Below are 26,467 nucleotides of genomic sequence, written 5' to 3' on the forward strand. Positions count from 1 at the left end.
CGGGGATTCCCGGCCGCCGGGAGTCCCGGGGTCTCTGGAGCGGCGAGCCGCAGGAGCCCCCGGCACGAGACGCCTGGACCTCTGGAGCGGCGAGCCGCAGGAGCTCCCGGCGCGCGGTGCCACAGACCTCGCGGGAGTCCACGCGCGAAAGGACCCCTGAGCGGGGCGGCGCGGGAGCGGAGCCGGAGGTTCCTGGGAACATACAACTCGATCCCTATCAAATTTCGCATCACGTGCAAGACCCTCTGATCCCACGCCTATGCTGGGTGGCCATGTGCGCGGGACTCGGGAGGTCGCGGTGGTAACGGGAACGCACCCGGCAAGCCGTTCCCGTCGCTCCCAGCGCCCCGTGAGACCCTCCCGCCCCCTGCGGGCGCTCCGCTTCGTCAGGTCGCACTGGCTCTTCATGACCGCCCTGCTGGCGGGCGGCGGCCTGCGGGTTCTCGCCATGCTCGGCTACCGGCCCGCCCTGTGGTTCTGGGCCGACTCCTTCGTCTACCTGAACGCGGGGCTCGCCCCCCGCCCCCTGGAGTCCCGTCCCGCGGGCTACGCGCTGTTCCTGTGGGTCCTCAAGCCGCTGGCCAGCATCCCCGCGGTGGTCGCGGTGCAGCACCTGCTCGGGCTGGTCGTGGCCGTCTGCGTCTACCTGCTGCTGCGCAGGCTGGGCGGGTTGCCGGGGTGGGGCGCGACGCTCGCCACGCTGCCGGTGCTGCTGGACGCCTACCAGCTCCAGCTCGAACACCTCGTCATGGCGGACCTGCTCTTCCAGTTCCTGGCGGTGCTGGCGGTCACGCTGCTGCTGTGGCGGCGACGCCCCGCGGCGTGGGTCGCGGCGCTGGCGGGAGCGCTGCTGGCCGCGGCGACCGTCACCCGCACGATCGGGCTGCCGCTGATCGCCGTGGCGCTGGTCTGCATGGTGATCCGCCGGGCCGGGTGGCGGGCGGTCGTCGCCGCGACGCTGGCCGCCGCCATCGGCCTGGGCTCGTACGCGGCCTGGTTCAGGGCCGAGCACGGCAACTTCGGGCTGACCAGGGGGAACGCCTTCCTCTGGGCGCGGACGATGACCTTCGCCGACTGCGACAGGATCCACCCGGCCGGACCCGAGGCGGCCCTGTGCCCCGTCGAGCCGCTCGGACAGCGGGCGGCGCCGCCTGTCTACATCTGGGACGGCAAGTCGCCGCTGAACAAGGTCAAGGGCAGCTGGGCGGAGCGCGACGCGCTCGCGGGCTCCTTCGCCACCCAGGCGATCATGGCCCAGCCGTTCGACTTCCTGCGGGCGGGCCTGGCGGACGCGGCCCACATCTTCGACTGGAACCGGCGCGTCTACCCGGCTCCCGGGCCGCAGAGCGCCTACGTCTTCCCCGACACCGTGCGCCCCTTCTCCTCGGGGGCCGCCTCGCAGGGCAAGACCGCCGAGCAGCTGACCGTGGCCTACCAGGGCTCGTCGGGGGCGCCGGTGATGGCCGAGCCGTACGCGGGCTGGCTGCGCGGCTACCAGGAGTACGTCTTCGTGCGGGGCCCCTACCTCGGGGTGATCCTGCTGGTCGGCCTGGTCGGCGTGCTGATGCGGCTGCGGCGGCTCGGCGGCGTGGCGCTGCTGCCCTGGGCCGCGGGGACGATGCTGCTGATCCTGCCGCCCTTCATCGCGGCCTTCGACCACCGCTACGTCATCCCCGCCCTCCCGCTGGCCTGCCTGGCCGCCGGACTGGCCTTCGGGGTCAGGAACGAGGAGAACGCCCCCGCGGCGGCGGCGGCCGGGGAACCGGACGAGGACCCGCCGGACGAGGGCCCCGGCGACGAGTTCCCGCCGTACGACACGACGGTCGAGCGGCCGGTGTACGCGAGCCCCGTCGGGGAGGCGGCGGGGTACGGGTCGTACGACGCGCAGGCGTACCGGAGCACCGCGTACGGGAACAGTACTTATGCGGACACGGCCGACCGGCCGGTGTACGGCGCGACGGGCGAGCGGTCCGTGTACGGCGCGACGGGTGAACGGCCCGCGTACGGCGGAACGGGTGAACGACCGGCGCAGGGCGCGACGGCCGAACGGCCGGTGCCCGGGGGGACGGGTGAGCGGCCCGTGTCCGGCGGAACGGGTGAGCGGCCCGTGTTCGGAAGGTCAGCGACGGCGGACGTGCAGGCGAACCAGCACGCCGAGTTCTACCTCCCCGAGCGCCCGTCGGACCTTCCCCACCGCGTCCCTGTTCAGCCGGGCGACGAGTTTGCCGACATCCGTCCCGGGCGCGCACCCCACCCCGATGCGCAGCCGCTCGTGCCGTACATGCCTGACGCGAACACGGGTGAGCCCTTCGACTTCTTTAAGAGCAACCCCGAGCATGGCGGTCCCCGTCCCGGTCCGCCCGCCCCACCGTCCCCATCCCAGGGCGTGTAGCAGCCACCGCACCGCCAGGAGTGCCAGCACCACCAGCAGCAGCGCCAGCAGCCAGCCCAGCCACGGATGCTCGGCCAGCCAGCCGGGGAACCCCCGGCGCACGAGCCTGGCTCCGGGCGACTGGCCGGGGATGTCACCGCGTCCCCGCAGGAAGGCGTAGAGCCCCGCGCACACCAGTACCGCCCCGGTGACGGCCAGACCGATCCGGTTGCCCAGGTAGGGTCTCATCGGGCCTTCTTCCTGCGCAGCCGTACGACGACGTCGCCCGCGCACATCGCGCCCAGTCCCGCCAGCCGGTCGCCCACCGCCGCGCCCACCCGGCGCAGCACGGGCCCGGTCCGCTCGGCGTCGGTGAACACGGTGACCTCGACGATCCGCGACGTGAGCCGGACCCGGGCCCCGTTCACCTCCTCCACCACCTCGGCGGCCTCCCGCAGCGTGCGGCGAAGCCCGGACCTGGTGATGCCGATCACCATGTGCGGGTCCCCCGACTCCAGCGGCACCAGCCGGGTCCGTCCCGGCAGCGCGGCGAGCGCGAGCATCACCAGGCCCACCGCCACGGCGAGCGTCGACGCGGCGAACGTGGCCGGATCCGACCAGTGCCACGCGCCGACGCCGTTGACGAGCCGTCGGTAGGGGATCCGCGCGACCGGCGACTGCGTGAGCAGGCCCACCGTCACCGAGGCCGAGACCACCAGCACGGCGGACACCACGAGGGCCGCGGGAAGACCGGCGGGGGTCCTGCCCGGCCGCAGCAGCCGCACCGACCTGCGCCGGACGTCCTGGAACTGCTCGGCCGCCGCCTTGCCTCCCGAGCCTCCGGTTGTCGCCCCCGAGCCGCCGGTGCCTCCCGAGCCCGCCAGGATGTCCTGGAGAGTAGTCGTCATCCGATCATGTGTACGCGTCCGGGCAGGACCGGGCCGGGGATCAACCACCCACTTACGCGATCTTGGAACCCTCCTGGTGGGAGCATTGACCACCCGCCCGGCAATATGAATACCTCTCATATTCGTTGGAGCGGGGTTATTCTGCGGATATGGACGACCGCCAGCGCTACGACCGGGCCACAGCGCACCTGGATCCCCCCTTCGCCGTCCTCGACCTGCCCGCCCTGCGCGCCAACGCCGAGGGAATGGCCCGCCGGGCCGGGGGCAAGCCGATCAGGGTCGCCAGCAAGTCCGTCAGGTCCCGGGCCGTGCTCGAACGCATCCTCGCCGTGGACGGCTTCACCGGCATCATGGCCTTCACCCTCCCCGAGGCCCTCTGGCTCGTCTCCACCGGGATGCGGGACGTGCTGGTCGCGTACCCCACCGTCGACCGCGCCGCGCTCGCCGGGCTGGCCGCCGACCCGGTCGCGGCACGGGAGATCACCATCATGGTGGACCACACCGAGCACCTGGACCTCGTCGAGGCCGCCGTCTCCGCGGTCCGCGACCGCCACGAGATCCGGCTCTGCCTGGACGTCGACGCGGGCTACCTCGCCTTCGGCGGCCGGTTCAGGGCGGGCGTCCGCCGCTCCCCCGTCCGCGAGATCGACCAGGCCGCCGACCTGGCCACCGCGATCGCGAAACGGCCCGGGTTCCGGCTCGTGGGCCTGATGGCGTACGAGGCGCAGATCGCCGGGGTCGGCGACGACGCTCCGGGCAACCCCGCCCTCACCCGGGCCGTACGCCTGATGCAGGCCCGGTCCCGGCGCGAGCTGATCACGCGCAGGGGCCGGATCGTCCAGGCCGTCCGCCAGATCGCCGACCTGGAGTTCGTCAACGGCGGCGGCACCGGCAGCATCGAGAAGACCACCCAGGAGAGGGCCGTCACCGAGATCGCCGCCGGATCCGGCTTCTTCCACCCTCGCCTGTTCGACTTCTACCGGGGGTTCACCGGCCGTCCGGCCGCCCTGTTCGCCCTGCCCGTCGTACGCCGCCCCGCCCCCGGCGTCGTCACCGTTCTCGGTGGCGGCTACCCCGCCTCCGGCGCCCCCGGCGACAACCGCCTGCCCCAGCCCTACCTGCCGTGCGGGCTGCGCTACGACGCCGACGAGGGAGCCGGGGAGGTCCAGACCCCCCTGATCGGGCAGGCCGCCGAGGACCTGCGCGCCGGCGACCGGGTCTGGTTCCGGCACGCCAAGGCGGGTGAGCTCTGCGAGCGCTTCGCGAGCCTGCACCTGATCGACGGGGACGAGGTCGTGGACGAGGTTCCCACCTACCGGGGCGAGGGCCGCACCTTCCTCTGAACCCTCTGAACGCACCTTCCTCTGACCGGTCCGTTCTCCGGCCCGCCCGTTCTCCGGCCGGCACGCGAAACGGGCACCCGCCGTTCCACCGGCGAGTGCCCGTTCCCGTCGTTCCACAGCCCCTTACCCGGGCACGGGGGCTCGGGGTGCTCCCGTGCCCGGGGGGCCGGACCTCCGAGAGACCTCAGAAGCCCAGGTCGAGCTCCTCCCACCTGCTGCAGCTGGAGGTCGACGAGCTGCGGTACTTGACCTGGCAGGTCTTGACCCGCACCTCGCTGACGTCGTGCGCGGTGACGCGGAAGCGCTTGGTGTCGTCGTAGCTGCACAGCCTGTCGCGCTTGACGACGTCCCAGTCCTCGTCGTCGGACGAGATGGCCTGGATCTCGACGTAGGCACAACGACCGCCCTGGCGGAGGGTGCGCCTGTCACCGTCGTACAGCGCACCCCGCAGCCTGAACGTGTTGTCCTCCTCCTCGTCGCCCCTGACCGAGTACTCGGCCTCCAGCGTGGCCCGGCCGTTCCTGGACTCCTGCTCGAAGCTGTCGTCGGTGTCACGTGCCGACGCGGACGCCGAGGACGCCGAGGACGCTGAGGACGTCGAGGAGGCTGACGTCGCGGCGAAGGCGGCCGGAGCCACCGTCAGCATGAGACCGGTGGTGGCGACCACCGCGATCGCAGCGCGAATGATGTTTTTCATGGATTTACCCCTCCCTTTCACCTACTGCGATGTTCCGCGCGCAGGAAAAAGGTCACATGAGTAAACCCCTACTCAATTCAGGACCGCCGATCGGCCGTCGGCGACGTTCGAAACCCCGGGTCAGCGACGACGGCGCCGCCACAGCACGACCACCGCGCCGAGCGCCAGCACCGCCCCCACCCCGATCAGGATGGGCGCCAGGTCCGGCCGGTCGTCCGCCCACAGGTCCTCGGGCTCGCCGGCGAGCCTGACCGGCTTCGGCCCCGCCGCGCCGCCCACCATGTCGCCGACCTGCGCGACGAGGTGTTCCGCGTTCGCCCTGACCTTCGCCACACCACGGGCCGCGACCCGCTTGGGGCTCACCCGGTCCGCGATGGCGTCCACCGTCTGGGCCAACTCCGCGCGCGTGCGCTCGATCCGCCGCTCCAACTCCGCGGGATCGGTGTCCGCCATGGCTCTCCTCCCCTACTCCTTGATTGATCAGTCTGTCAGGTCCGGCCCGCCCACGACACTTCGGGCAGGCCGGTAAGTTGACCGGGGAACCATTCCTCGGAGGAACACCATGAAACTCGAGCCGGGCGACGCCGCCCCGGACTTCACGCTTCCCGCCGCCGACGGCACCACCGTGTCGCTGGAGGCACACCGCGGCAAGCGCGTCATCCTCTACTTCTACCCCGCCGCGATGACCCCGGGCTGCACCAAGCAGGCCTGCGACTTCCGCGACAGCCTCGCCTCGCTGACCTCGGCCGGGTTCACCGTGCTCGGCGTCTCGAAGGACAGCCCGGCCAAGCTCGCCAAGTTCGCCGAGCACGACGCCCTGACCTTCCCGCTCCTGTCCGATCCCTCCCTTGAGGTCCACAAGGCCTACGACGTGTACGGGGAGAAGACGATGTACGGCAAGACGACCGTCGGGGTCATCCGCTCCACCTTCGTCATCAACGCCGACGGCAAGATCGAGAAGGCTCTCTACAACGTGAAGGCGACCGGCCACGTGGCCCGCCTCCGCCGCGAACTCGGCGTCGAATAACACCGTTTTTCGCCATTTGATATGACGTGCGCATGCCCCAAGAATTTTCAGTCCCATTGCCTAGGCTTGGGGCGTGCCCATCAAATATAAATACACCCCCGAAATGCCGGCGGAGGCCGCGGCCGACTCCTTCAGCATCGCCGACGTCCTCCGCCGTCTCGGCATCACCATCGCGGGCGGCAATTACAACCACATCAGCCGCCAGCTGAAGCGCTTCGGAATCGACACGTCGCACTTCCTCGGCCAAGCGCATCTGCGAGGACAGTCCTCACCGAGGCGACGCGGCCCGGAACAGGTCTTAGCCATACGACCAGAGGGTAGCTCTCGCCCGCATCCGAGGCAGCTCAGGCGCAGCATGATCGCAATCGGGGTGCCGTACCACTGCGCGGGATGTAGGATCGGGGACACCTGGCAGGGCCGGGCATTGATACTGCACGTTGACCACATCAATGGCAACTGGCTAGATAACCGAAAAGAAAATCTGCGTTTCCTCTGCCCGAATTGCCATTCACAGACAGAGAATTCGCAGGAAAATCAAGGGGCCGTAGTCCAAAGGCAGAGACGCACGGTTTAGGTCCGTGACAGTTCGGGTTCGAATCCCGACGGCCCTACAAAACAATTCAGGGTCACCCGGTCGACATAAAATCAATAGACACCAGCGTAACGATATCGCCCCAGGATTCATTCTTCATAGAATACTGCCGGAGCGAAAAACGCTTCGCTTCGAGATCCGCGGTCATACGCAGAGCCATTCAGTTACTGCGCGAATCCGTCCTCGAGGAGGATCGCGCCGCGTCGGGCGAAGGCGGAGGCGGGGATACGGGTTCGCGTGGTCTCGTCGTGGAGGGCGGCCCCGGCGCGTCTCCCGCGCGGGGCCCGGCCCAGGTCGGTCGCGGCGCCCGGGACGGCACGACGCTCACCACCGAATGAAGAATCCCGGGCAGTCCGGCGATCGGGTCAGGGCTCCGGAACATCCGGGCGAGCGGGGCCGCGGTTGTCCCGCGTGGCAGCCGTCCGGCCTGGCGCGATCCGGGTCGGCGGGGAAAGCTATCCGGGTCGGCGGGAGAAAACCGACAGGTCGCGCGGCCCATCCTCATGGCCGCGCGACCTGGCGTCGTTGTGATTGATCACCACAAACAATCTCCCTTTACTCACCCCATAGGGCGCTCCCGGAAACCATGGTGCCCCAGTGACCGTAAAGGCCGCGTAAGCCGTGCCCAACACCCGCCCGAGCCCGGCCCGACGCCCGATCCGATGTGCGGCCCGATGTGCGACCTGAGTGGTACACCGGATTCCACCTTTAGGGGGAAGGGCGCTGAGCTGCGCATACATATCGTGGTGATGTGTTCGGCAGACTACGCGCCTGGAGCGGGCGCCATCCCAGGATCACGGACGCCCTTTGGCTGACCCCGTTCCTGCTGGTCTCGCTGCTCAACGTCTGGACCGTCGGTGTGATCGACATGGTGGCCTGGGGGGCGGAGCGGCTCGGGCTGTGGGGGTTCGCGGGGCTGACGCTGCTGTTGTTCGTGCCGCTGCTCTGGCTGCGCGAGCGTCCCGTCGAGGTCTTCGCGATCGTCTCGCTGACCTCTTTCGTCCAGTGGCTTCTCGGGGTGCAGGTCCTGTTCTTCAACATCTCGGTGCTCGTCGCCATGTACGGCGTGGCGTCGCGGCGCTCGCTGCGCTGGGCGGTCGGGGCGGGCCTGGTGGTGGAGCTGGGGTTGTTCCTGGTGTTCGGGCGGGTGCCCAGGGGTCTCGATCCGAGCGCCTTCGCCACGGCCTCGGCGTTCGCGATCGCGATCTGGATGGCGGGGATCTACGCGAACACCCGCCGCCGTTACCTGGAGGGCCTGGAGGAGCGGGCCGAGCGGGCGGAACGGGAGCGCGACCAGCAGGCCAGGCTCGCCGCGGCGGCGGAGCGGGCCCGGATCGCCCGTGAGCTGCACGACGTGGTCGCGCACAACGTGAGTGTGATCATCGTGCAGGCCGACGGGGCGGCGTACGCGATCGACGGTGATCCCGAGCAGGCGCGCAGGGCGATGCAGGCGGTGTCGGCCACCGGGCGCAGGGCGCTGGCCGAGATGCGGCGGATGGTGGGCGTGTTGCGGGCCGACGGTGTGGAGGAGGAGTACGCTCCGCAACCGAGCCTGTCGCAGCTGGACGGTCTGCTGGCGCAGGTGCGGGAGTCGGGGTTGCCGGTGGAGCTGCGGGTGTCGGGCGTTCCCCGGGAGCTTCCCGAGGGGGAGCAGCTGACGGTCTACCGGATCGTGCAGGAGGCCCTCACCAACACCCTCAAGCATGGCGGCCCGGACAGCAGGGCCACGGTCGAGATGGAGTACGGCGTGCGGGAGCTGCTCTTGCGGGTGACCGACGACGGTCGTGGCACGGCGACGCCGGAGCGCGAGGGCGGGCACGGCCTGGTCGGCATGCGGGAGCGGGTCGCGCTGTTCGGCGGGAGCGTGGAGGCGCGGCCCGGTCCGGGCGGCGGGTTCCGGGTGGTGGCGCGGTTGCCGATCGGCGATACCGGGGCGGGTCGGGCGGCTTGACGGGGCACGTGGTGGACGACCAGGTGATCCGGGTGATGCTGGTCGACGATCAGGAGCTGCTGCGCACCGGGTTCCGGATGGTTCTCGGTGCCCATCCCGGGATCGAGGTCGTCGCGGAGGCGGGTAACGGGGCGGCGGCGGTGGAGACGCTGCGGACGGTCGCCGTCGACGTGGTGCTGATGGACGTGCGGATGCCGGTCATGGACGGGGTGGAGGCGACGCGGCTGATCCGTTCGGCGGCCGGCGGGCCCCGGGTGCTGATCCTGACCACGTTCGATCTGGACGAGTACGCGTTCGCGGCGTTGAAGGCGGGGGCGTCGGGGTTCCTGCTGAAGGACGTGCCGCCCGCCGATCTGGTGAGCGCGATCCAGTCGGTGCACAGCGGGGACGCGGTGGTGGCGCCGAGCACGACGCGGCGGTTGCTGGAGCGTTTCGCGGTGCACCTTCCCTCGGCGGGCGCGGCCGAGCCCGCGGTGCTGACCGGGTTGACCGCGCGGGAGCGGGAGGTGCTGGTCCTGGTGGCCAGGGGGTTGTCGAACATGGAGATCGCCGGTCGGCTGGAGCTGGCGGAGGCGACGGTCAAGACGCACCTGGGCCGGATACTGGCCAAACTGAGCCTGAGGGACCGAGCGCAGGTCGTCGTATATGCCTATGAATCAGGAATCGTAACTCCGCATTCCGCCGACTAGCATGACCTCATGACGCACCCTGAGGGTCAGCTCCGCGCGTCGCACGCCGACCGGGACGTGGTTATCGAGCAGCTCCGCGTGGCCGCCGGAGAGGGGCGGATCACACTTGAGGAGCTGGAGGAGCGGATCGAGCGGACGCAGGCCGCCAGGACGTACGACGACCTGAGGGCCCTCACCGCCGACCTGCCGCGTGACAGGTCCGCGCTCGTCGCGCCGGGGGGCGTGGGCGGGGTCCTGGAGCTGCGGACGAAGCACGGGCACGTGCAGCAGAAGGACTACTGGGTGGTGCCCGCGCACATCGTGGCGAGCTGCACCTCGGGCAGCGTGAAGATCGACTTCACCCAGGCGGTGTGCTCGCACCGTGAGGTGCTGCTGGAGGCGACCTGCGGGATGGGCAGCATCCTGGTGGTCGTGCCGCGGGGGTGGACCGTGTGGGTCGACTCGCTGACGACGAACATGGGCACGATCACCAACAAGGCCACCGACCCGGGCCGTCCGGACGCGCCGGTGCTGCGCGTCACCGGCAAGGTCGGCTTGGGAAACCTTAAGATCAAATACCCGCGGAAGTGACACCGGCTCGGCCGAATGGCCGAGGCGGCGCTACGACGGAGGTCGCGCCCGTCCCTCTCTGGGCTTCTCCACCGCCCCGCAATACCGGCTTAATGCCTGATGAATCCCCATTTCCTCGTCAATAACGTTTGGTCAGTCATAACGCCACACGTTGTTGAGGAGAGCTGCCGTGACCATCACCGGAGAGGTCGGCGCGTGGGACGCGCGGGGAAGCGCGGTGCCGGCCGTGACGGCCAGGGGTCTCACCAAGGTCTACGGCCGGGGGGACACCGCCGTACACGCGCTGCGAGGGGTGGACATCACCTTCTCTGCGGGCGCCTTCACCGCGATCATGGGCCCCTCGGGGTCGGGTAAGTCCACGCTGATGCACTGCCTGGCCGGGCTGGACACGGTGAGCGGCGGGCAGGTGCGCGTCGGGGACGTGGAGCTGACCGGGCTCGACGACAAGAAGCTCACCATGCTCCGCCGCGAGCGGATCGGCTTCGTCTTCCAGGCGTTCAACCTGCTGCCGACGCTGACGGCCGAGCAGAACATCCGGCTCCCGTTGGAGATCTCCGGCCGGCTGGCCGACCCCGCGCTGTTCGACCAGGTCGTGGAGACCATGGGTCTGCGCGACCGGCTGGGTCACCGGCCCACGGAGCTGTCGGGCGGCCAGCAGCAGCGCGTCGCGGTCGCCCGCGCCCTGGTCAGCAGGCCTCAGGTCATCTTCGCCGACGAGCCCACCGGCAACCTGGACTCGCGCAGCGGCGCCGAGGTGCTGTCCTTCCTGCGGATGTCGGTACGCGAGCTCGACCAGACGATCGTGATGGTCACCCACGACCCGGTGGCGGCCTCCTACGCCGACCGCGTGGTCTTCCTCCGCGACGGCCTGCTGGTCAGCGAGCTGACCGGGCCGACGCCGCAGTCGGTGCTGGACACGCTGATGAAGCTGGAGGCGTGAGGTGCGCAGGACGACGCTGGCCGGGTTGCGGGCGCACCGGCTGCGGCTGGTGCTGACGTCGCTGGCGATCGCACTGGGGGTGGGCTTCATCGCGGGGACGTTCGTGCTGACCGACACCATCGACGCGGGCTTCACCCAGAAGTTCTCGGCGGCGGCCGACAGGATCGACGTCGCCGTGATCCCCCGGGCCGGGGGCGACGGCGACGAGACTCCGGCCGTCTCCGAGGCGACCCTGGAGAAGGTGCGCGCCCTGGAGGGGGTGGCCGACGCCCAGGGGCTGGTGCGGGGCACGTCCGCCCTGCTCGGCAAGGACGGCAAGGCCGCCGGCGACTTTCCCACCGCGGGCATCTCCCTGCCCGAGGGTGAGCTGAACCGTACCTCGATCGTGAGCGGCGCGGCCCCGAGGAGCGCGACGCAGGCCGTGCTGGACGAGGGCACCGCCAGGACCAGGGGTTTCAGGCTCGGTGACGTCATCGCGGTACTCGACGCGAAGAACGTCCGGCACGAGTTCACGCTGGTGGGCCTGATCGACATCGGCCTGGACCAGGAGCTCGGATACTTCGGCGCGGTCGGCTACACCACGGACACGGCCAGGATGATGACCGGGCAGAAGGGGTACCGGGAGGTCGACGTCTCCGCCGCCGAGGGCGTCACCCAGGAGGCGCTGCGCGGCTCGGTCGCCGCGGCCGTGGGCGCGGGGCACGAGGTCAGGACCGGTGAACGCCACGCGGCGGACCTGGCCAGGTCAAACGGCGCCAACAGCGACTTCCTGATGCTGGGCCTGCTGCTGTTCGGCGTGGTGGCGATGTTCGTGGCCGCGCTGGTCATCTACAACACCTTCAACATCCTGGTGGCCCAGCGGACCCGCGAGATGGCGCTGCTGCGGTGCATCGGGGCGACGCGCGGGCAGGTCTTCGGGTCGATCGTGCTGGAGTCGGCCGTGGTCGGCCTGCTGTCGTCGGTGTTCGGCCTGCTGTTCGGCACCGGTCTGGGCGCGGGAGCGCTGGCCGTGCTGACGGCGTTCGACGCGCCACTGCCCTCGGACGTTCCCGTCGCCCTGACGCCGCGCACCATCGCCCTGGGCCTGGTCATCGGCCTGACGGTCACGGTCGTCGCGGCGCTGCTGCCCGCGCGGGCGGCGACGCGGGTGGCGCCGATCGCGGCGCTGCGCTCGCAGGCCGAGGAGCAGACCTTCAGGACCGGTCTGGTACGAATGATCTTCGCCGGGTTGTTCCTGGTCGTGGGCGTGGGCGTCACGGTGGCCGGGATGTCCATGAAGCCCGGTGAGACCGCCCTCGTGGTGGTCATGGCCGGTTGCTCGTTCGTCTTCCTCGCGGTGCTGACCCTCGGGCCGGTGATCGTCAAGCGGCTGTCCGCCTTCGCGGGGTGGGTGCCCGCCAGGATCTTCGGGGTGCCCGGCAGGCTGGCCGTGGACAACTCCCGGCGCAACCCGAAGCGGTCGGCGACCACCACCGTGGCGCTCACCGTGGGCGTGACGCTGATGACGGTCATCTCCGTCGTCACCGGCACCGTGCGGGCGACGTACACCCAGCAGCTCGACGAGCAGTTCCCCTTCGACTACATGGTGCAGACCCAGGAGCGCGACTCGGGCCTGCCCCGTGCGATCGCCGAGGGCCTGCGGACCAGGCCCGAGCCGGCCTCGGTCATCGCCTTCCGCGAGACCACCGCCAGGCTCGCGACCGGGACCACGAGGTACGACGTGGGGACGTTCACCCCGGCGCCGGGCTTCGACCCGCCGCTCGACGCGGGCTCGCTCGACCGGCTCGGGCCGGGGACCGTGCTCGTCGCCGAGCGCGTCGCCGAACGGCTCAAGCTGGGGGTCGGTGACCGGATCACCGTACGGACGGCGAAGGCGGGCGCGGTCGGCCTGACGGTCGCGGGCATCTCCGACGTCGACGCGACCCTCGCCACCTTGACGGTGCCCGAGCGGGACTTCGACCGCTACTTCGGCGAGGTCGGCGACAACCGGGTGATGATCAAGAACCGGGACGGCGTGGACCCGGACCGGGCGCTCGCGGCGGTCGAGGCGGCGACGGAGGCCTACCCGACGGCGAAGGTCCTCAGCTCGACGGCGATGCGGGGCGAGTTCGACGAGGCGCTCGACATGATGCTGATGATCATCACTGGGCTGCTCGGCCTGGCGGTGCTCATCTCCCTGCTGGGCATCGCCAACACGCTGTCCCTGTCGGTCCACGAGCGCACCCGCGAGTCCGCGCTGCTGCGGGCGCTCGGCCTGACCCGGCCCCAGCTGCGGCGGATGCTCTCGATCGAGGCGCTGGTGCTGGGCCTCATCGGCGCGCTGGTCGGGGTGGTGCTGGGCATCGCGTTCGGCTGGGCCGCCGCGCGGACGATGACCGACAACGTCATCTTCCAGCTGCCGGTGCCGCAGATCCTGTCGTTCGTGGCCCTGTCCGGCCTGGCCGGGGTGCTCGCCGCCGTCCTGCCCGCCCGGCGCGCGGCGCGGGCCTCGGTCGTGGGCGCGCTCGCGAGCGGCTGACCCCGGCCGGGCGGTACGCGGGACCGGGAGAAACCGCCAAGGCCGGGCAGCGGGCGGGACCGGGAGTGGCGAGCGGCTCGCGCCCCGGAGCGGAGGCGTCCCCAGCACGCCGGGACCCGCCGGGGCCCGGCCCGACCGCACGCGGGCCGGGCCCGGTGGCCGGGACGTCTCGCTATCGGGGGCGGCGTCCCGGCCACTGCTCGGCCACGGTCTCGGGGTTGAGCAGTGGCCGGATGACGATCTCTCCGGTGGCCCTGTCGATGACCACGCACCCGGAGCCGACGGTGTCGGGCAGCACGCTGGGATCGTCGGACTCGGGCTCGTTCGACCAGGCGACATAGCCCTCGTTGAAGGCGTAGATCCTGATCTCGACGGCGGAGCCGGGGCCGCGGACCCCGTTGAAGTACTCCTCCGCCACCGCCCTCGCCTGGTCCGGGTTCACGCCGTCCTCCTCGTCTCGCGGGAACCTGCCTTCAGGGGGAAGGGTGTCACAGCCGCCGCCCCGCCCTGTCGATCACGACGCAGAACACCCCGGTCACCGACTCGTACGGCGGCTCCACCGCCATGTGACCCCGCTGCGCGTCGATCCAGATCACCTCGCCGTCGAAGTTCACCGCGTTCCACGCGTGGCTTCCCCCGGCGGGCCAGCGGTTGACGATGACCGCCGAGGAGCCGTGCCCCCCGGCCAGCAGCGCCTGCGCGATCGGGAGGTAGGAGTGACGCCCCTGACCCACGTACTGGAACCGCTGCCCCAGCCACCGCTCCGCCCTGGCCACTCCCCCGGCCTCCCCGCTGAGCAGCGGCTTGCCCACCCGGTCGTACTCGGGCCTGCGGGGCGCGGCCACCGCCGGGGAGCCGTACCAGGTGGAGAGCACCGACAGGGCGCAGTCGATCGCGTTGGTCGCCCGGAACGGGTCGTCCGCCGGGCCGGTCCCGTTGATCAGCCTGATCCACATGCCGCGCGGGTCGGGAAAGCGGCGCGGGGTGCCCTGCTCGGTGAGGGGTACGGCCCGCAGCATGTCCTCCTCGGTCTGCGGATCGGGCCTGGCCAGCCCACCCGCCACCCCGTACGGCCGGCACTGGTCCAGCCGCGCCGGGCCCCAGCGCATCCGCTCCCGCTCGCGCTCGCGCGGCGCCGGTGCCACGACCGGCACCTGGACCTCCAGCTCGAAGTCCCGCCACCGCTGCCCGTCGGCCGTCACCACGGGGTTGTAGACCCCCGAGGCCAGATTCCACTCGTTCACGGCTCCCCCGTCGCCATCCCCTGGGAGCCAGATAGTAGGGCGGCCCCCTTCGCGACACCGAGGAGTTGACCATTTACAAGCCCGGCGCCCGCCCTGGGATGGGGCAGCGGAGAAGCCCTGCTGCGTCGCTCAGGACATGAGGTCGTCCAGTGTCGGGTGCTCCACGACCGGGTAGCTCCGCGAGCCGACCCCGACGTCCTTGAACCCGCTGGAGGTCGCCACGCAGACCACCGGCCCGTCGAAGTCGCGCCGCAGCTTCCGGTACGCCGCCAGCCCCGCGACCCCCGCCAGTTCCTGCCACAGCCCCTTGTGGGCGAGGTCGCGCTGCGCCGCCCGCAGCTCGTCGTCGGTCACCAGCACCGCCTCGCCGCCGCTGTCGCGCACGGCCACCACGCCCCGATGTCCGCCGACCGGCCCGGCGATGGAGTACGCGTCGCTGGACCCCGCCTCGACGATCGCGGCGGGCGCGCCGGTGGCCAGCGCCCGCGCGTGGGGCCCGCCGGCCACCGGCTCGCAGGAGAAGATCCGCGGGGTCCGTCCGGCCACACCGAGCAGCCGCAGCTCCACGAAGCCCTTCCACACCCCGTACAGCAGCTCGGCGTAGCCCGTCGGCGCGAACACCGCCGCCGGCACCTCGCCGAGCTGCAGGAACAGCTCGTACGCGATCGTCTTGTAGCCCTCGGGCCCGAACGGGTGGCCGGTGTGCGTCACGGTCTGGTTGCTGACCGGGTGGTAGCCGAGCCGGTCCACGATCTCCCGCAGCAGCGGCCAGCGCCTCTCGACCGGCACGGACACGACCGTGGCGCCGTACGCCCGGGTGAACGCCTGCACGGCCGGCGGCGAGTCGGCCGAGGTCAGCACGATGGCGCGCAGCCCGGCGCGGGCGGCGTACGCGGCGGCCGAGGCCCCGTGGTTGCCGGACGACGCCACGACCACGCCGGGCGCCCCGCAGGCGACGGCGGCGCTGACGGTGACGCGGTTGAGCCGGTCCTTGTGCGACCAGGTGGGGTTGCTCGACTCGTCCTTGACGTAGACGTCGCCGACCTTCACCAGCGGCGTCCCGCCCTCCCCGAGCGTGGGCGCGTCCAGCGGCGGCAGCAACGGCGACCACCGCGCGATGTCCGGCCCGGGCTCCTGGCCGAACAGGCTCCCGTCCACCCGCTCGTAGTCGTAGACGACCTCCAGCGGGTAGGCGATCTCGCTCGTGCTCGTCAGGGGACAGCCCCGGGTCAGCGGCGGGAACAGCGGGAACTCGACCGAGGCGTCACCGAGCGAACGCTGGCGAAGAGCAAGCGAAGGACCGTTCACATGAACGGATCCTACTGATCACTCCTCCGCGCACGCGGAAATGATCCCCCGTCCGGTGAAACGCCACACCGGCCTCGGTGTCGCCCTCGCACGGTCGGGGGTGATCCCGGCCGAGCATGACGCCACGATCCAGGCCGGCGCCCCTCCCGCGCGGGCAGGAGGGCGGTTCACCCACACCGGGCGCGGGCTGCGAGAGGTGCGGAGGTCAGGCGACCTCGACGGTGATGGTGTGCCAGCCGGTGGCGCCGTCCGGGGCGATGGGGGCGCGGTCGCCGGTCTGGGTGTAGCCGGTGGCGTCGGTGGCGCGGACCTCGATGGTGTGGCTGCCGGGGGTGGCGTCCCAGTCGTCGAGGACCCACTGGCGCCAGGTGTCGGCGGTGGGGGCCTCGGCGAGGCGGGCCTGGCGCCACTGCCCCTGGTCGACGCGGACCTCGACCGCGTCGACGCCCTTGTGCTGGGCCCAGGCGACACCCGCGACGACGGTCTTGCCCGCCGGGACGGTCGCGCCGTCCCTGGGCAGGTCGATGCGCGACTCGGTCTTGATCGGCCCCTTGGCGGACCAGCCCCTGGGGGTCCAGTAGCCCTCGTCCCGGTCGAAGCGGGTGACCTTGATGTCGGTGACCCACTTGGTGGCCGACACGTAGCCGTAGAGCCCGGGAACGACCTGGCGGACCGGGAAGCCGTGGTCGACGGGGAGCGGACGGCCGTTCATGCCGAAGGCGAGCAGGGAGTCGCGGCCGTCCATGACGACGTCGGCCGGGCTTCCGGCGGTCCAGCCGTCGGCGGAGGTGCTGAGCAGCATGTCCGCGTCCTTCTGGACGCCCGCGTCGCGCAGCACCCCGGCCAGGCTGACGCCCAGCCAGCGGGCGTTGCCGATGTAGGGGCCGCCGACCTCGTTGGAGACGCAGCAGAGCGTGACGTCGGCCTCGACCACGGCGCGTTTCATCAGGTCGGCGAAGGTGAGCTCCACGGGCCTGTCGACCATGCCGTGGATGGTGAGGGTCCAGTCGCGCGGGTCGACCTGGGGGACCATCAGGGCGGTGTCTACCCGGTAGAAGTCGAGGTTGGGGGTGACGAACGGCGACAGGCCCTTGATCCTGAGGTCGACCCCGGCGGGCAGCGCGGCGAGGGGTTTCGCGGGCCGGGGCAGCGTGACGGCGCCGCGCGCCGCGCTCACTTCGGCCTGCCCCGAGAACATCCGCCCGGCCGTTCCCGCGATCCCGGCGACGACCACGCCGCCGACCGCCCCGGTCAGCAGGCCCCTGCGGTCGAAGGCGCGCAGGTCGTTCCCCGCCCGCATGACGGACGGTGTCGACGGATCACGGCGCTCCCCCGCCTCCGGCAGGGGCTCGGGCGAGGTCTCCGGCGGCGGCGTCCCGATGCCGTGCGCGGGCCCCGCCGCGCCCACGGCGCCGGGCACGCCTCCGTACGAGACGGCCGGGTCATCGGCGGGTACGAGGGATCGGCGGACGAGCCATCGCAGGGCGAGCATGGCCGCGCCGACCCCGGCCAGCGTCGGGACGACGTCCATGGGCCCGGAGCCGGGGCGGGTCAGCACGGCGACGACGCCGACGAGGCCGAACACGGCCAGGCCCGCCAGCCCGTACCGGAGGTCGCGGACGGCGGCCCTTCCCAGCGCGGCGGCGATCGCGGCCAGGATCAGCAGGATCCCGGCGAGCAACACGGTCTTGTCGCTCTCGCCGAAGGTGCGGATCGCCCATTCCTTCAGCGGGGCCGGGGTGAGGTCGACAACGGCGTTGCCGACCGCGACGACCGGGAAAGCGGCGGGTTTCACCAGGCCCGCGACGAGCAGTGACACCCCCACCGCGATCGCGCCGGACACCAGGCCGATCAGCGCCGAGGCCCAGAAGGGCATGCGCCTGTTGCTCTGCATGACCCCGACGCTACGCCCATACGGGACCGCAGGTTCTTACGCCCCGATTACAGCCCGGCCGGACGCCCGCTCGCCTTCCCTGCGGGTGCTCGTGGCCACACGTCGCCGGAGAAAGCCGGACGATCACTTTCACCGGGCCGGGCCGAACCCACAGGCCGGACGACCGGCGCAGGCCGGACCCGAGCCGGTGAGGTCAGGCGACCACTTCGGCGATGATCGGGGCGAGCGCGCGGAAGGCGCGGCCGCGGTGGCTGATGGCGTCCTTCTCCGCCGCCGACAGCTCGGCGGTGGTCCGGGTCTCGCCCTCGGGGACGAGGATCGGGTCGTAGCCGAAACCGCCGGTGCCGCGCGGGGCGCTGATGATCACGCCGTGCAGGGCGCCCTCGGTCACCCGCTCCTCCCCCGACGGGAGGGCGAGCGCCGCCGCGCACGCGAAGTGCGCTCCCCGGTGCCCCTCGGGCACGTCGGAGACCTGCGCGAGCAGCAGGGCGAGGTTGGCCGGGTCGTCGCCGTGCCTTCCCGACCAGCGGGCGGAGAAGATGCCGGGCATGCCGTTCAGGGCGTCGACGCAGAGGCCGGAGTCGTCGGCGATCGCGGGCAGGCCGGACTGCTGGGCGACCGCGTGCGCCTTGAGCAGGGCGTTCTCCGCGAAGGTGAGGCCTGTCTCGGCGACGTCGCCGATCTCGGGGAACTCCTCGAGCCCGACGATCTCCACCGGGATCGAGGCGTCGGCCAGGATCCGGCGCAGCTCGGCGATCTTCCCGGCGTTCCGGGTGGCGAGGACGACGCGCGCCTTGGCCGTACCAGAGGTAGCCGTGTCGGACCCGCTCATGCCAGTGCCTCCCGCTGGAGGCGGGTGAGCTCGGCGCACCCGGCCGCGCCCAGGTCGAGCAGCTCGTCGAGGGCGGCGCGGTCGAACGGCTTGCCCTCGGCGGTGCCCTGGACCTCGACGAACTCGCCGGAGCCGGTCATCACCACGTTCATGTCCGTCTCGGCGGCGACGTCCTCGGTGTAGCAGAGGTCGAGCAGCGGCGTGGAGCCCACGACGCCGACGGAGACGGCCGCGACCGAGTCGACCAGCGGGTCCCCGCCGCACATCTTGCGCTTGCGCATCCACGCGACCGCGTCGACCAGTGCGACGTACGCCCCGGTGATCGCGGCGGTGCGGGTGCCGCCGTCGGCCTGGAGCACGTCGCAGTCGATGACGATCGAGTTCTCGCCCAGCGTCTTGTAGTCGACGCAGGCGCGCAGGGAGCGGCCGATCAGGCGGGAGATCTCGTGCGTACGGCCGCCGATCTTGCCGCGTACCGACTCGCGGTCGTTGCGGGTGTTCGTGGCGCGCGGCAGCATGGCGTACTCGGCAGTGATCCAGCCCTGACCGCTGCCCCGGCGCCAGCGCGGCACGCTGTCCTGGACGGAGGCGGCGCAGAGCACCTTGGTGCCGCCGAACTCGACGAGCACCGAACCCTCGGCGTGCGCGAGCCAGTCGCGGGTGATGGTGACGGGGCGGAGTTGATCGGGAGAACGTCCATCTGCACGAGCCATGGACCTCACCCTAGGTCATACCGGACCCCGCTCCGTGCGAGTTCCATGCGCCCGCCGAACCCGCCGCGGGAGGCGTCCTCCAGGACGCGGTCGCGGTCGTTCCAGGGCACCAGATGGGTGAGAACCAGGGTGTCCACGTCCGCCCTGGCCGCGTGCTCGGCCGCCTGGCGGCCGTTCAGGTGCAGATCGTCGGGCAGGCCGGGCCTGTCGAGGTGTGACGCCTCGCACAGGAGCACGTCGACCCCCGAGGCGAGCTTGACCAGCTCGGCGCTCTCGCCGGTGTCGCCGGAGTAGGCCACCGAGCGCCCGCCGTGGGAGACCCTGAACCCGTAGGTCTCCACCGGGTGGTTGACCAGCGCGGCCGTCACCTCGAACGGGCCGGCCTCGAACGTCCCCGGCGTCAGGCCCACGAAGTCGAAGGCCGTGTCGAGCGGCGGCTCGTCCGGCATCGCGTAGGCGGAGTTCAGCCGCCGGCGCGCGTCGGCGGGCGCGTACACCGGGACCCGGGGCAGCGGGCCCTGCGGGGAGTAGGTGCGGACCACGTGGTACGGGCACATGTCGAGGCAGTGGTCGGCGTGCAGGTGCGACAGGCATATCGCGTCCACGTCGTACAGGCCTATGTACTTCTGGAGGGCGCCGAGCGCGCCGTTCCCGAAGTCGAGCAGCATCCGGAACCCCTCCGCCTCCAGCAGATAGCAGGAGGAAGGGCTGTCAGGCCCGGGGAAACTCCCCGAGCATCCAATGATCGTCAATTTCACGGCGGCCTCCTACGGTTACTGTGCGGCGCCGCGTGTCACGGCGCGGGCGCCGGTGGCCGGTGTCCGTCCCCCTTCGTCCGCCGATCTCCGGCGCTCCCCCTACAGAGCGCCCGAGCACCGTCACACGCGATGCCCGTTGTTCGGGACATCCCCTACTACCGCCACTTCGACCGCCTGGATCTCCGGTCCGAGGAACCGTCGTCCGAGGTCGGCGAAGAGGCCCGCGTCGCCGGTGGCGCGGAAACGGTGTCTTGGCACGCCCCCTACGGCGGCCAGGCTCCGGTCGTGCAGGACGCGGTAGACGTCCTTGGCCGTCTCGTCGGCGCTGGACACCAGCGTGACGCCGTCTCCCACCACATAGGAGATCGGCCCGGCGAGGAGCGGGTAGTGCGTACATCCCAGGATCAGCGTGTCGCACCCGTCGGCGAGCACCGGCTCCAGGTACTCGCGGATGACGTCGATGAGCTCGTCGCTCATCGTCTCCCCCCGCTCGACGAACTCCACCAGGCGCGGCGCCGCCACCCCGGTCAGCCGGACGTCGGGGGCCGCGGCGAACGCGTCCTGGTAGGCCATCGACGCGATCGTGGCCCTGGTCCCGATCACCCCGACCCTGCCGTTGCGGGTGGCCCGCACGGCACGGCGCGTCGCGGGCTGGATCACCTCGACGACCGGGACGTCGTAACGCTCCCGCGCGTCGCGGAGCACGGCCGCGCTGGCGCTGTTGCACGCGATCACCAGCATCTTGACGTCGTGCTCGACGAGGTGGTCCATCACCTCCAGCGCGTAGGCGCGGACCTGCGCGATGCTCTTGGGGCCGTACGGCTGCCTCGCCGTGTCGGCCACATAGAAGATCGACTCGTTGGGCAACTGGTCGATGATCGCCCGGGCCACCGTGAGACCACCGACACCACTGTCAAAGATTCCAATACTCGCCTGCGACACAGTTCCCAAGGCTAGGCGACCTGGGACGACCGATCACGGTAAGAATCCTCACAACGCCGATTACCAGCTCAGCCATGTATTTTTCGTGACATCTCTGATCGCACGACGTGGTACGAAGCCGACGCGCGCTCGACGCGATACGAAGCCGACGGTCCGGGACGTCAGCCGCGCCCGACGCGGGCCAGCCGGCGGCCCGGAACGTCAGCCGCGCCCGACGCGGGCCAGCTGGCGGGACTGGGCGACGAGGCGGCCGGCGGAGTCCCAGACCTCGACCTCCTCGTCGAACCAGCCGTCGCTGATCAGACGACCGCTGCCGATGAGGGTGAGCCAGCCGGGGGCGGGCAGGGCGCGCAGGTGCCAGGTGAGGTCGACCGTGGGCGCCCAGCCGCGTTCCCCGGCGGAGAAGACCACCGGCGGGAGGGCGTCCACGGCCAGCGCCAGCACGTACGGGTCGGGGTCCTGCGGCTCGGCCAGCCGGAAGTAGGCGCGGGCCTCGGGCCTGCCGGTGGGCTTTCCGGCGAGCCAGCCGATGGTGGGAGGGTCGAAGACCAGCTCCATCTGGGCGTTGAGCGTCATGTTCGACTCGGCCTTGGGAGCGGGCAGCGAGACGCACTCCTCGATCGGCGGCATCGCCACCGAGGGCTCGTCCGTCCAGTCGGGGACGGCGTCGCCGAGGGTCGCGGTCGTGACGATTCCCTCGATGAAGGGCTTGCCGTCCTGGAGCAGGGTCGCCCGGGCCATCGTGGCGGTGCGGCCGGTCTTGACCTGCTCCACGCGCACCTGCGCGGGCCCCGGACGGGCCGCGCGCAGGAACTGGACGCTCGTGGTCACCGGGTGCTCGTGGGGGGAGGCGTCCACGACCGCGCGCAGCAGCACGGCCATCAGGTAGCCGCCGTTGAGGGGACCGCCGATCGAGTATCCGGTGTCGAGGCACACGTCGTAGGTGGTCTCGTCCACCCTGATGGCCGCTGTCGCCTCGTCGAACTTCGTCATCCACGCTCCCGAACCTTGTTCTAGAGAGGCCACTTTACCCATTCCGCGCGGCCTTCGCCTCCCCCACCCCCGAACGACCCGATCGGGCGGCCCGTCCGCAAAAGCCGAGCCAGCCTCGTATAACTCGTCGGCCAGAACCGGACCGGCCCCGAGCCCGACGAAATCGAAGTCGGCCGGGACGGCGAAGTCCGCACAAAGAAGCGGGGGGCGAAGGTGCGGAAGAAACGGCAGTGACCTGCGGGAATAGAGCGACAAAGCAGACAATGGTCCATAAAACCCCGTTGAGCAGGGGTTGATCCCAGTTAGATGCACCAATCACGTAGTTAGTTCAATGCAAGCGGGTTGCTAGCAAAGTGCACTAACTTCTCCCTATCCGCTAAGCCCACCTTGTGAGTGATCATGCCTGCCAACAATCCCCCCGACCAGTCGCCCACGCCGGGTCAGAACCCCGACAGGACGATCGCCTACCGATGGAACGAGGGCGCGCAGCAGAACGACCAGCCGCACACCCAGGCCTATCCGCAGAACGGCCAGCCCGGCTATCCCCAGCCTTCCGGCGGCTACCAGCAGGGGCAGCCCTACCCGCAGCAGGGCCAGCCCTACCCGCAGCAGAACACCCAGCAGAGCCACCAGCAGCCGTACGGCCAGCAGAACTACGGCCAGCAGGCGTACGGGCAGCAGCAGGCCGGTCAGCAATACGGCCAGCAGCAGCCCGGATACCAGCAGCAACAGCAGAACTACGGCCAGCAGGCGTACGGCCAGCAGGCCGGAAACTGGCAGCAGGGCCCCGACTTCCTGAGCGCCGGCCCCCCGGCCGGACCCCCCGCGCGCAAGGGCGGCGGTAAGGGCTGGCTGCTCGCGGCGATCGTCGCGCTGGTCGTGGCCCTCGTGGGCGGCGGCGGCTTCTTCGCGATCAACCTGCTCAGCGGCGGCGGCGCGCAGCCGCACGACGTGCTGCCCGGCAACGCCCTCGGCTACGTCCGCCTCGACCTCGACCCGGCCGCGAACCAGAAGGTGGCGCTGTTCAACATCGCCAGGAAGTTCACGACCACCAAGGACTCCTTCACCGGCGAGGACCCGCGCCAGGCGATCTTCGACCTGCTCAAGAAGGACACCGACAGCCTCGGCAAGATCGACTACGCCGCCGACATCGAGCCGTGGCTCGGCGTCCGCGCCGGCCTGGCCGCGCTGCCCCCGGCCAAGGCGGGCGCCGAGCCCGGCGTCGTGGTGGCCGTCCAGGTCACCGACCAGGACAAGGCCACGGCGGGCATCGCCAAGCTGATGGGCAAGGAGAAGTACGGCATCGCGTTCCGCGACGACTACGCGCTGCTCACCCAGACCCAGGCCGAGGCAGACAAGGCCGTCAACGCCGAGCCGCTGTCGGGCAACGCCAACTTCTCCGACGACCTGAGCGCCCTCGGCGAGACCGGTGTCCTCTCCTTCTGGGCGGACGCGGGCCAGCTCGCGAAGATGGCCCCCGAACTGGCGACCCAGGACCCCACCGCCCTCGCCCAGATCAAGAACGTCCGCGTGGCCGGCGCCCTTCGCTTCGACGGCGAGTACGTCGAGCTCGCGGGCATCAGCCGCGGCGCCGAGAGCCTGGACATGGGCACCCCCGAGGCCTCCAAGATCAGCACGCTCCCGGCCTCCACCGCCGGCGCGATCTCTATCTCCGGTCTCGGCGAGGTGATCGGCAAGCAGTGGGCCCAGGTCATGAAGTCGGCCGACCAGGCCGCGGGCGGCGGCGTCCAGCAGTTCGCCGACCAGGCCAAGCAGCAGTACGGCCTGTCGCTCCCCGACGACCTGGTGACGCTGCTCGGCAAGAACATCACCCTCGCCATCGACTCCAACGGCCTCGACGGCAACCAGCCGAAGATCGGCGCGAAGATCGTCACCGACCCGGCCAAGGCGCAGGAGGTCGTCGGCAAGATCGAGAAGTTCCTCGCGGCCTCCGGGACGGCCGTCCCGCCGCTCGCCAAGGTCCCCGGCGACGGCGTCTTCGTCCTGGCCAGCGCGCAGGACTACGCCGCCGAGCTCAACAAGGAGGGCGCCCTGGGCGACAGCGAGACCTTCCAGCTCGCGATCCCCAACGCCGGCGAGGCGACCTTCGCCCTCTACGCCGACCTGGACAAGGTGGAGAACCTCTACCTCAGCGGTCTCCAGGGCGAGGAGAAGGCCAACCTCCAGGTGCTCCGTGCCGTGGGCATGAGCGGCACCCAGTCGGGCAGCGAGGCGACCTTCTCGCTGAGGCTCCTGTTCAACTGACCGACCCGATCCACCTGACCACTTGATCCACCTGGTTCCCTGATCCTGTTCGATCAGGCCTCCCCAGATCCCCGGCCGGGCTCCGGCCCGCCGGGGACCGTCCCCACCCGGGGACGGCAGAGGGCGGGCGTCCCACCGGGACGCCCGCCCTCCGTCATTCACTCTGTCGTTCACTCGTCGCGTGCTCACCGCCCCGGGCCTCCCGGAACGGGCGGCACGGCCTTCAGCCCCAGAGGAGCCGGCCGTCAGGCCCAGAGCTGGCCTTCGAGCCGCTCCTCCGCCTCGTCCAGCGTCCCCTCGTAGGCACCGGTGGACAGGTACTTCCAGCCGCCGTCCGCGACCACGAACACGATGTCGGCCCGCTCGCCCGCCTTGACGGCCTTGGCCGCCATGCCGAGCGCGGCGTGCAGGGCGGCCCCGGTGGAGACGCCCGCGAAGATGCCCTCCCCGGCCAGCAGCTCCCGGGTGCGCCGGAGCGCGTCGGCCGAGGAGACCGAGAAACGCGTGGTCAGGACGTCGGCGTCGTACAGCTCGGGGATGAAGCCCTCGTCCACGTTGCGCAGTCCGTACACCAGCTCGCCGTAACGCGGCTCGGCGGCGACGATCTTCACGTCGGGGACGCGCTCGCGCAGGAACCTGCCGACGCCCATCAGGGTGCCCGTGGTGCCCAGCCCCGCCACGAAGTGGGTGACGGACGGCAGGTCCTCCAGGATCTCCGGCCCCGTCGACTCGTAGTGCGAGCGCCAGTTGGCCGGGTTGCCGTACTGGTAGAGCATCACCCAGTCGGGGTTCTCCTCCGCCAGGCCCTTGGCGACCCTGACCGCCTCGTTGGAGCCGCCCGCCGCGGGCGAGGAGATGATGCGCGCCCCCCACATGCGCAGCAGCTGGCGGCGCTCCTCGGAGGTGTTCTCCGGCATCACGCAGATCAGGTTGTAGCCCTTGAGCCTCGCGGACATCGCCAGCGAGATGCCGGTGTTGCCGCTCGTGGGTTCGAGGATCGTGCAGCCCGGCCGCAGGAGCCCCTCCTTCTCCGCCTGCTCGATCATCCACAGCGCCGGGCGGTCCTTGATCGAACCTGTCGGGTTGCGGTCTTCGAGCTTGGCCCAGATCCGCACGTCCTCCGACGGCGAGAGCCTGGGCAGGCCGACCAGCGGGGTCCGGCCGACCGATTCGATCAGTGAGTCAAAACGCATGGTGTACGGCTTCCGCCTCGGGTTGACCTTGTGCCTCGGGTGACCTTGTGCCTCGGGTTGACCTTGTGGTGACAGCCCTGGACCGTGGCGTGCGCCGCCCGTCCCGATCGTGCGGGACGGGCGGCGCCGCGCGGCTAGCGGGAGCCGCCGGCCACGGCGGGCAGGACGGTGACCGTGTCGCCGTCGGCGACCGGCGTCTCCAGCCCGCCCAGGAAGCGGACGTCCTCGTCGTTCAGGTAGACGTTCACGAAGCGGCGCAGCGCGCCCTTGTCGATCAGACGCTCCTTCAGCCCGGGGTGCCGGGCCTCCAGGTCGCCGATGAGCTCCTCGAGCGTGGCGCCCTTGGCGTCGACGGCCTTGGCACCGTCGGTGTAGGTGCGCAGGATGGTCGGAATGCGAACCTCGATGGCCATCGCGGGTCAATCTCCTTGTGTCGTCATGGGAGTAAAGCCCACCGGATCAGAACACCGGCGGGCACCGGGGGATTCCAGCGGAACCGGTCAGCGACAGTCGTAGACGACGACGGAGGGCGTGTGCGCGAACAGGAAGTTCTGTACGGGCGCGACACCCGCGTGCCGTGCCCGGGGGCCGGGACGCGAGAGCACGACGTCCTCCTGGCTCGGGGCGGCGGTCAGCATGCTCACCAGCTTACCCAAAGGGGCCATTCACCTCACGGCCGTACCGGACACCGGTGCCGCGCGAACCCCGGACACCCCGGA

Annotated in this window: 25 protein-coding genes and 1 tRNA gene; 11 read left to right on the forward strand and 15 right to left on the reverse strand. The window is 71.1% G+C overall.

The features are described 5' to 3' along the window. Positions 1-349: 349 nt before the first annotated feature. Positions 350-2,392: a hypothetical protein gene (locus AC5L38_RS23355; RefSeq protein WP_495244953.1), complete on the forward strand. Its 2,043-nt coding sequence runs from the start codon at positions 350-352 to the stop codon at positions 2,390-2,392. A 224-nt stretch (positions 2,393-2,616) separates the two neighbouring features. On the opposite strand, the gene AC5L38_RS23360 is transcribed toward AC5L38_RS23355, so the two are convergent. Further along, positions 2,617-3,279: a DUF6286 domain-containing protein gene (locus AC5L38_RS23360; protein ID WP_495244954.1), complete on the reverse strand. Its 663-nt coding sequence runs from the start codon at positions 3,277-3,279 to the stop codon at positions 2,617-2,619. A gap of 149 nt (positions 3,280-3,428) precedes the next feature. Between AC5L38_RS23360 and AC5L38_RS23365 the strand changes: the two genes are divergently transcribed. Next, positions 3,429-4,622 carry an amino acid deaminase/aldolase gene (locus AC5L38_RS23365; RefSeq protein ID WP_495244955.1) on the forward strand — a complete coding sequence of 398 codons (1,194 nt, stop codon included), beginning with the start codon at positions 3,429-3,431 and terminating at the stop codon, positions 4,620-4,622. Between the two features lie 184 nt (positions 4,623-4,806). Here the strand turns inward: AC5L38_RS23365 and AC5L38_RS23370 are convergent, their stop codons facing one another. Both AC5L38_RS23370 and AC5L38_RS23375 read right to left on the reverse strand, forming a co-directional pair. Next, the gene (locus tag AC5L38_RS23370; RefSeq protein ID WP_495244956.1) at positions 4,807-5,319 is read right to left on the reverse strand and encodes a hypothetical protein; all 513 of its coding nucleotides are present in this window, start codon (positions 5,317-5,319) and stop codon (positions 4,807-4,809) included. A gap of 120 nt (positions 5,320-5,439) precedes the next feature. Next, positions 5,440-5,772 (reverse strand): DUF3618 domain-containing protein, encoded by a 333-nt coding sequence (locus tag AC5L38_RS23375; RefSeq protein WP_495244957.1) that lies wholly within the window; start codon positions 5,770-5,772, stop codon positions 5,440-5,442. Between the two features lie 109 nt (positions 5,773-5,881). Between AC5L38_RS23375 and bcp the strand changes: the two genes are divergently transcribed. From bcp to AC5L38_RS23415, 8 genes are all read left to right on the forward strand, one after another. Further along, positions 5,882-6,346 (forward strand): thioredoxin-dependent thiol peroxidase, encoded by a 465-nt coding sequence (bcp, locus tag AC5L38_RS23380; protein ID WP_495244958.1) that lies wholly within the window; start codon positions 5,882-5,884, stop codon positions 6,344-6,346. A gap of 73 nt (positions 6,347-6,419) precedes the next feature. Further along, positions 6,420-6,920 (forward strand): HNH endonuclease signature motif containing protein, encoded by a 501-nt coding sequence (locus AC5L38_RS23385; RefSeq protein WP_495244959.1) that lies wholly within the window; start codon positions 6,420-6,422, stop codon positions 6,918-6,920. After that, a tRNA-Leu gene (locus AC5L38_RS23390) sits at positions 6,885-6,957 on the forward strand. The genes AC5L38_RS23385 and AC5L38_RS23390 overlap by 36 nt, the downstream gene beginning before the upstream one ends. Before the next feature lie 732 nt (positions 6,958-7,689). Continuing rightward, positions 7,690-8,889 carry a sensor histidine kinase gene (locus AC5L38_RS23395; RefSeq protein ID WP_495244960.1) on the forward strand — a complete coding sequence of 400 codons (1,200 nt, stop codon included), beginning with the start codon at positions 7,690-7,692 and terminating at the stop codon, positions 8,887-8,889. A gap of 23 nt (positions 8,890-8,912) precedes the next feature. Continuing rightward, a complete protein-coding gene (locus tag AC5L38_RS23400; RefSeq protein ID WP_495245062.1) occupies positions 8,913-9,578 on the forward strand; it encodes a response regulator in 666 nt (221 codons plus the stop codon). A gap of 9 nt (positions 9,579-9,587) precedes the next feature. Further along, positions 9,588-10,148 carry a DUF1707 domain-containing protein gene (locus AC5L38_RS23405; RefSeq protein ID WP_495244961.1) on the forward strand — a complete coding sequence of 187 codons (561 nt, stop codon included), beginning with the start codon at positions 9,588-9,590 and terminating at the stop codon, positions 10,146-10,148. A gap of 175 nt (positions 10,149-10,323) precedes the next feature. Continuing rightward, a complete protein-coding gene (locus AC5L38_RS23410; protein ID WP_495245063.1) occupies positions 10,324-11,088 on the forward strand; it encodes an ABC transporter ATP-binding protein in 765 nt (254 codons plus the stop codon). A gap of 1 nt (position 11,089) precedes the next feature. After that, positions 11,090-13,606 (forward strand): ABC transporter permease, encoded by a 2,517-nt coding sequence (locus AC5L38_RS23415; protein ID WP_495244962.1) that lies wholly within the window; start codon positions 11,090-11,092, stop codon positions 13,604-13,606. A 172-nt stretch (positions 13,607-13,778) separates the two neighbouring features. Here AC5L38_RS23415 and AC5L38_RS23420 read toward each other — a convergent pair whose 3' ends face one another. The 9 genes from AC5L38_RS23420 to AC5L38_RS23460 form a co-directional block, all read right to left on the reverse strand. Then, positions 13,779-14,048: an SUKH-4 family immunity protein gene (locus AC5L38_RS23420; RefSeq protein WP_344919251.1), complete on the reverse strand. Its 270-nt coding sequence runs from the start codon at positions 14,046-14,048 to the stop codon at positions 13,779-13,781. A 46-nt stretch (positions 14,049-14,094) separates the two neighbouring features. Further along, positions 14,095-14,850 carry a toxin glutamine deamidase domain-containing protein gene (locus AC5L38_RS23425; protein WP_495244963.1) on the reverse strand — a complete coding sequence of 252 codons (756 nt, stop codon included), beginning with the start codon at positions 14,848-14,850 and terminating at the stop codon, positions 14,095-14,097. A 129-nt stretch (positions 14,851-14,979) separates the two neighbouring features. Continuing rightward, the gene (locus AC5L38_RS23430) at positions 14,980-16,158 is read right to left on the reverse strand and encodes a threonine synthase (RefSeq protein WP_495244964.1); all 1,179 of its coding nucleotides are present in this window, start codon (positions 16,156-16,158) and stop codon (positions 14,980-14,982) included. Between the two features lie 205 nt (positions 16,159-16,363). Then, positions 16,364-18,052, reverse strand: a complete 1,689-nt coding sequence (locus tag AC5L38_RS23435; protein WP_495244965.1) for a molybdopterin-dependent oxidoreductase — start codon at positions 18,050-18,052, stop codon at positions 16,364-16,366. Between the two features lie 193 nt (positions 18,053-18,245). Next, positions 18,246-18,884, reverse strand: a complete 639-nt coding sequence (rdgB, locus tag AC5L38_RS23440; RefSeq protein WP_495244966.1) for an RdgB/HAM1 family non-canonical purine NTP pyrophosphatase — start codon at positions 18,882-18,884, stop codon at positions 18,246-18,248. Next, positions 18,881-19,597: a ribonuclease PH gene (gene rph / locus AC5L38_RS23445; protein WP_389922691.1), complete on the reverse strand. Its 717-nt coding sequence runs from the start codon at positions 19,595-19,597 to the stop codon at positions 18,881-18,883. Before rph ends, rdgB begins: the two co-directional genes overlap by 4 nt. Before the next feature lie 5 nt (positions 19,598-19,602). Next, a complete protein-coding gene (locus tag AC5L38_RS23450) occupies positions 19,603-20,355 on the reverse strand; it encodes an MBL fold metallo-hydrolase (protein WP_495244967.1) in 753 nt (250 codons plus the stop codon). A gap of 120 nt (positions 20,356-20,475) precedes the next feature. Continuing rightward, complete coding sequence (murI, locus tag AC5L38_RS23455; RefSeq protein WP_495244968.1) at positions 20,476-21,297, reverse strand: glutamate racemase; 822 nt, start codon at positions 21,295-21,297, stop codon at positions 20,476-20,478. A gap of 201 nt (positions 21,298-21,498) precedes the next feature. Further along, positions 21,499-22,290, reverse strand: a complete 792-nt coding sequence (locus tag AC5L38_RS23460; protein ID WP_495244969.1) for a thioesterase family protein — start codon at positions 22,288-22,290, stop codon at positions 21,499-21,501. Positions 22,291-22,689: 399 nt separating this feature from the next. Here AC5L38_RS23460 and AC5L38_RS23465 point away from each other — a divergent pair, with 399 nt between their 5' ends. Beyond that, positions 22,690-24,555, forward strand: a complete 1,866-nt coding sequence (locus tag AC5L38_RS23465) for a DUF3352 domain-containing protein (protein WP_495244970.1) — start codon at positions 22,690-22,692, stop codon at positions 24,553-24,555. Between the two features lie 245 nt (positions 24,556-24,800). On the opposite strand, the gene AC5L38_RS23470 is transcribed toward AC5L38_RS23465, so the two are convergent. The 3 genes from AC5L38_RS23470 to AC5L38_RS23480 all read right to left on the reverse strand — a co-directional run bounded on the left by AC5L38_RS23470 (position 24,801) and on the right by AC5L38_RS23480 (position 26,386). Then, positions 24,801-25,748, reverse strand: a complete 948-nt coding sequence (locus AC5L38_RS23470; protein WP_495244971.1) for a PLP-dependent cysteine synthase family protein — start codon at positions 25,746-25,748, stop codon at positions 24,801-24,803. A gap of 134 nt (positions 25,749-25,882) precedes the next feature. After that, positions 25,883-26,161: a MoaD/ThiS family protein gene (locus AC5L38_RS23475; RefSeq protein ID WP_329091075.1), complete on the reverse strand. Its 279-nt coding sequence runs from the start codon at positions 26,159-26,161 to the stop codon at positions 25,883-25,885. Positions 26,162-26,248: 87 nt separating this feature from the next. Continuing rightward, a complete protein-coding gene (locus AC5L38_RS23480) occupies positions 26,249-26,386 on the reverse strand; it encodes a hypothetical protein (protein ID WP_329091073.1) in 138 nt (45 codons plus the stop codon). Positions 26,387-26,467: the final 81 nt, after the last annotated feature.

It is taken from the genome of Streptosporangium nanhuense, assembly GCF_059358815.1.